This window comes from Oscillibacter sp. KLE 1745, assembly GCF_000469445.2.
Classification (GTDB): Bacteria; Bacillota; Clostridia; order Oscillospirales; family Oscillospiraceae; genus Oscillibacter; species Oscillibacter welbionis.
Genome location: NZ_KI271695.1, coordinates 1 through 5,675, shown reverse-complemented (window position 1 = coordinate 5,675; position 5,675 = coordinate 1). Strand labels below are relative to the sequence as shown.

Below are 5,675 nucleotides of genomic sequence, written 5' to 3'. Positions count from 1 at the left end.
GTCTCCCGGCGGGCCTCCTGCTCCACGGCCTCCATAAGCCGCTGCTCCCGGCCTGCGCCGTATTCCGCCAGGATCTCCTCCAGGGAGAAGTCCTCCTCCAACGCCGGGACATCCGTGCCCCCGGTCAGACCGCTATCAAACTCTCTCTCGTCTTTGGAAGCCATGCTGCCCCTTTCCTCTCCGCTGTGTCCCCGGCCCTTCAGGCCATCCGCTGGCGCACCGCCTCATACAGCAGGATCGCCGCGGCGGCAGAGGCATTCAGGGAATTCAGCTTCCCCCGCATGGGGATACTCACCAAAAAGTCGCAGTTCTCGGCGGCCAGACGGGTCATGCCGTCCCCCTCGCTGCCGATGACGATGGCGGCGGGTCCCTTCAGATCCGCGTCGTACAGGGCCGTGGTGCCGTCCGCCGCCGTGCCGAAGACCCACACCCCCTGTTTTTTCAGATCCTTCAGCAGAGCGGGGATGTTGGGCACCCGGGCCACCGGCACGTGGGCCACCGCTCCGGCGGAGGTCTTGGCCACCACGGCGGTGAGGCCCGCGCTGCGGCGCTTGGGGATCACCACGCCGTGAGCCCCGGCGCACTCAGCGGTCCGGATGATGGCCCCCAGGTTGTGGGGGTCGGAGATCTCGTCGCACACCACCAGCAGGGGGGCCTCGCCCTTGTCCCGGGCGGCCTGAAGGATGCTCTCCACACTGACGTACTCCCGGACCGCCGCCAGGGCGATGACGCCCTGGTGGGCATGGGTGCGGCTCATGGCGTCCAGCTTCCGCCGGTCCGCCTCCACCACCACCACGCCCGCCGCCCGGGCTTTGGAGGCAATATGTCCCAGGGTCTTGTCCGTCTCTCCCTTCTGGAGGTAAATTTTGTCAATCGTCTCCCCTGCCCGCAGGGCCTCAATGACGGCGTTGCGCCCCTCGATGATGCCGTCGGCCTCGGCAGTCAGGTCCTGCTTTCTCCGTTCTTCCATAACTTCTCCCTCAATCTGAGTATTTTCGCATTCAAGAGGTAGTATAGCATAGGGGCGGGAGTCTGGAAAGTGGAATTCACAGAAAATTTATAGAAAACCGGTTCCTTGTCCTTGTAGGCCTGCGGCTTCTGTGATATACTTTATAAATCATTTTAAGGCTTCAGCACTATCTGAAAACAGGGCTGGACGCCCCCGGGCAGCGGACCGCACCCCCGTCTCCGGCACAGGCGGGACCGGGGCGGTCCCGTTTATCCTCCGGGTATTGACAGGTTTTCCCCTGAAAGGAGTTCCATACATGAACCCAAACGACAATAAGAACAACAAAAACAACAAGCCCGGCGGCAACTGGCGGGGCGTGGCCTCTCTGGTGGGCTGGGCCCTTCTGCTGACGATCATCTTCAGCTATGCCAGCAGCGTCATCGGCAGCACTGGCCGCCAGGCCTCCTCCATCAACGTGGAATACGGAGAGTTCCAGGAGATGGTGGAGAGCGGCCAGGTGGCCCGGGTGGAATTCGACAACGCGGAGGATATCCTCCTGATAACCCCTGAGGAGGGGTATTCCTACACCGCTGAGGACGGCACCGTCTACACCAAGACGGAGGACGGCTACACTTATATGGACGCCGCCGGGCAGGAGCAGACTGCCCACCTGGAGCTGTTCACTGTCCGGATCCAGTCCAATGACGCCGTCATTGATTTCCTGAACGAGTATGGGGTGGAGGGCGTCGACAAGGAGTATCAGGCCCCGGTGAACCCGGTGCTGGCCATGCTGGTGAGCTACGTGTTGCCCTTTGTGCTGATCTTCCTGATGTTCTCCCTGGTCATGCGCTGGATGGCGAAAAAGGGCGGCATGGGAGGAATGGGCGGCATCGGCGGCGTGGGCAAGGCCAACGCCAAGGTGTATATGGAGAAGTCCACCGGCGTCACCTTCAAGGATGTGGCTGGCCAGGACGAGGCCAAGGAGTCCCTGACAGAGATCATCGACTTCCTGCACAACCCCCAGAAGTACACGGAGATCGGCGCGAAGCTCCCCAAGGGCGCGCTGCTGGTCGGCCCTCCGGGCACCGGCAAGACGCTGCTGGCCAAGGCTGTGGCCGGCGAAGCCAACGTCCCGTTTTTCTCCATCTCCGGCTCCGACTTCGTGGAGATGTTCGTGGGCGTGGGCGCCAGCCGCGTCCGGGACCTCTTTAAGGAGGCGGCCAAGGTGGCCCCCTGCATCGTGTTCATCGACGAGATCGACACCATCGGCAAATCCCGGGACAACCGCATGGGCGGCAACGACGAGCGGGAGCAGACATTGAACCAGCTGCTGGCGGAGATGGACGGCTTTGACCCCACCAAGGGCATCATTCTGCTGGCCGCCACCAACCGGCCTGAGGTACTGGACCAGGCGCTGCTGCGGCCCGGCCGGTTTGATCGGCGCATCACCATCGACCGGCCCAACCTGGCGGGACGCATTGCCACGCTGCAGGTCCACACCCGCAACATCAAGCTGGCGGAGGACGTGAATCTGAAAAAGGTGGCCCTGGCCACTGCGGGCTGCGTGGGCGCGGACCTTGCCAATCTGGTGAACGAAGCGGCCCTGCGGGCCGTGCGGAAGGGCCGCAAGCTGGTGACCCAGGAGGATCTTCTGGCCGCCTTCGAGCTGGTCATTGCCGGCACGGAGAAGAAGGGCAGCGTCCTCACCGAGTTTGAGAAAAAGTTGGTGGCCTACCACGAGGTCGGTCACGCCATGGTGGCCTACAAGCAGAAAAACACCGAGCCGGTGCAGAAGATCACCATCGTCCCCCACACCCAGGGCTCTCTGGGCTACACCCTGCTGATGCCAGAGGAGGACAAGACCGAACTGCGCACCCGCGACGAGCTGATGGCCAAGATCACGGTCTCCATGGGCGGCCGGGCGGCCGAGGAAGTGGTGATGAACACCATGACCAACGGCGCCAGCCAGGATATTCAGGACGCCACCAACGTGGCCCGGAACATGGTGGCCATGTTCGGCATGAGCGACGAGTTCGGCATGATGGCGCTGGCCTCCCGCCGGAACCAATACCTGGACGGCGGCTACGGCATGGACTGCGCCCAGGATACCGCCGCCCGGATGGACCAGGCGGTGAAGGACATCCTGGACCAGTGCTACCAGCAGGCCGTGGAGGTCATCAAAGCCAGCCGGGAGGACATGGACAAGGTCGTGGCCTACCTGCTGGAGAAGGAGACCATCACCGGCGCAGAGATGGTGGCTATCATCGAGGGCCGAGACCCGGAACTGGTGGAGAACCCCTACGCCTCCACCCGCGCAGAGGACAAGGCGTTCCGCCCCTCCTCTCCCGAGACCATTGAGGCCCCTGCCAAGAAGGTGCACATGATCTCCCAGAAGATCGAATCCCCCGAGGAGCCCGCCCAGGAGGGACAGCCGGAGAACCCGGTGTCCGATCCCTCCCCTTCCGGCGGAGACGCCCCCCAGGAGAGCGGTTCCACTCCGTCTGAGCCGCCCAAGGACACCCCGTGATCCCCGATCATCCCCGCGAGGCGCGCTGACCCCAGCGCGCCTCGCTTTTCCCATCGCCACTACATCAAAAAGGAGAATCGCCATGATCCGACTCGCCACCCCCGCGGACCTGTCTCAGGCCGCAGATATCTATGAGGAGATCCTGGACCGAGAGGCACAGGGCCCCGTCTATACCAACTGGCAGCGGGGCAAATACCCCACCATCGACACCGCCCGCCAGGCCCTGGAGGCCGGCACCTTCTACGTGGGCGAGGAGAACGGCGTCCTCTGGGGCGTGGTGAACCTGAACAGCGTCCAGCTGCCGGAGTACGGCGCCATCCCCTGGACCATCCCCGCCGCTGCGGAGGAGGTAGGGGTGATCCATACCCTGTGCATCCGTCCCTCCTGCTCCGGCCGGGGATATGCCCGACAGATGGTGGCCTTCTGTGAGGCGGAGGCTCGCCGCCAGGGCCGTACCGTCATCCGGCTGGACACCTGGGAGGGGAACCTGCCCGCCAACCGCTTGTACCCCTCCCTGGGCTACCGCTACGCCGGAACGGCGGAGTTCTTCTTCATGGGCTTTGTGCGGGAGAATCTCAACTGCTACGAAAAGGCCCTCTGAATCCATTGAGACGCAAGGGCTTTTCTCCTCTGCTAACCGTGGGTTGACAGATTTCCACTCCCCAGTTGGTGGCCTGAGGGCAGGCTGTCTGCTAGTCTGACGGCGAAAGGAGGCGAGGGATGTGACCATTGGGCAGCGCATCGCGCAGAAGCGGAAGGAGCTGGGGCTGTCCCAGGAGGCTCTGGGGAGCAAGCTGGGCGTCTCCCGCCAGTCCATCTACAAATGGGAGGCAGACTCCGCCCTGCCGGAGGTCGACAAGCTGATCGCCCTCAGCCGCCTGTTCGGCGTCTCTGTGGGATGGCTGCTGGGCGTGGAGGAACCGCCGGAGGCGGATGCCGCTCCTGCTGAAACAGGCGGCGGGCTGACAGAGGCCCAGCTGAAGATGGTGGAGGAGATCGCAGGCCGCTACATTGCCGCCCAGCCGTCGCCCCGGAAGCGCCGCCGCTGGCCTTGGGTGCTGGCGGCAGCGGCGCTGTGCCTGGTGCTGTTCCACCTCTTCGACCGTCTGGACCGAATGAACGGCCAGTATGTAAATCTGCAGAACAGCCTCTACCGGGTGGAGTCCAGTGTGTACGGCCAGATCGGCTCCCTCTCCAACCGGGTGGAGGAGATCTTGAAGGCCCAGAACAGCCTGGTGGCGGACTGCGGTGTGGAGCTGGAAGCCGTGGACCTTGCCGCCAACACCGTCACCTTCTCCGCCTATGCTGTCCCCAAGACCTATGTGGAGGGAATGGCTGTGGAGTTCCTGGCGGAAAACGGCGAGACCGCCAGCGACCGGCTGGGCAGTGTGGGAGAAGAGGGCCCCAACCAACGGTTCTCCGCCACACTCTCCGTCCCCTTGACGGACCATATCACCCTCTCGGCGCTGCTGGTCCCGCCGGACGGCACCCGCCAGACCCAGCTGCTGGACCAGTTTGAGGGGCTGTACAGCGACTCTCTGCCGCAAGTAGAGGTCAACAGCGATCTCATGTGGATGGATCTGGAGGACAGCACGCTGGTCCTGAATGCGTCCAGCCACGAGCGCTATGTTTATATCCGTGAGGTGACACCGGCTGATGCGTCTCTCACCGCGGCCGTGGCAAATATCCGGGTGGGCCTGTTCAAAAATCAGAAACTGGCAGCCTGGGCAGAGCCCTGTGAAAAGCCTGACAGCTTCCACGGCTTTGAGGAATTTGATTTTTACCAGCTGCCGGAGCTGCGCCTCTCCCTCACGCCTGCGGATACGGTACAGGTGGCTGCCGTGGTGACGGATATCTATGGACGGGTCATGGTCTCCCAGGATGTGCCCTACATTCTCGATGAGAGCGGAGATGCGCTGACTTGGCCAGACAGCAGTGAGACAGATCCCGATCCCGCCCACTGGCAGTACGGCGGATGACCGCCGCGCAAATTGTTTCCGGATTTTGAACATTTTGTGAATGAAATCATCCGTTTTTGACCAGTCTGTAAACAAAGTATGAAGCTTTCCCCCAGGCTGTTGACTTTCCCGGCTGGGGGCAGTATGATGAGCACAACAAGCAGGAAGCTTGTGACACACATCATTTTCCCTCTCCTTTCTCTATATCATACAGACGCCGGGGCGGTCCGAAAGGACCGCC

General features: G+C 62.9%; 4 protein-coding genes. 3 read left to right on the top strand and 1 reads right to left on the bottom strand.

What is annotated here, in order from left to right; all coding sequences use genetic code 11:
* Positions 1-199: 199 nt before the first annotated feature.
* A complete protein-coding gene (gene rlmB / locus HMPREF1546_RS04100; protein ID WP_021749201.1) occupies positions 200-970 on the bottom strand; it encodes a 23S rRNA (guanosine(2251)-2'-O)-methyltransferase RlmB in 771 nt (256 codons plus the stop codon).
* Positions 971-1,265: 295 nt separating this feature from the next.
* Here rlmB and ftsH point away from each other — a divergent pair, with 295 nt between their 5' ends.
* From ftsH to HMPREF1546_RS04085, 3 genes are all read left to right on the top strand, one after another.
* Positions 1,266-3,476 (top strand): ATP-dependent zinc metalloprotease FtsH, encoded by a 2,211-nt coding sequence (gene ftsH / locus HMPREF1546_RS04095; RefSeq protein WP_021749202.1) that lies wholly within the window; start codon positions 1,266-1,268, stop codon positions 3,474-3,476.
* Positions 3,477-3,558: 82 nt separating this feature from the next.
* Positions 3,559-4,077 (top strand): GNAT family N-acetyltransferase, encoded by a 519-nt coding sequence (locus HMPREF1546_RS04090; RefSeq protein ID WP_021749203.1) that lies wholly within the window; start codon positions 3,559-3,561, stop codon positions 4,075-4,077.
* A 121-nt stretch (positions 4,078-4,198) separates the two neighbouring features.
* Positions 4,199-5,455, top strand: a complete 1,257-nt coding sequence (locus tag HMPREF1546_RS04085) for a helix-turn-helix domain-containing protein (RefSeq protein ID WP_021749204.1) — start codon at positions 4,199-4,201, stop codon at positions 5,453-5,455.
* The last annotated feature ends 220 nt before the right edge of the window (positions 5,456-5,675 follow it).

Coding starts and splice junctions, on each gene's coding strand:
- rlmB (WP_021749201.1), bottom strand. CDS start 970: ATGGAAGAACGGAGAAAGCAGGACCTGACTGCCGAGGCCGACGGCATC.
- ftsH (WP_021749202.1), top strand. CDS start 1,266: ATGAACCCAAACGACAATAAGAACAACAAAAACAACAAGCCCGGCGGC.
- HMPREF1546_RS04090 (WP_021749203.1), top strand. CDS start 3,559: ATGATCCGACTCGCCACCCCCGCGGACCTGTCTCAGGCCGCAGATATC.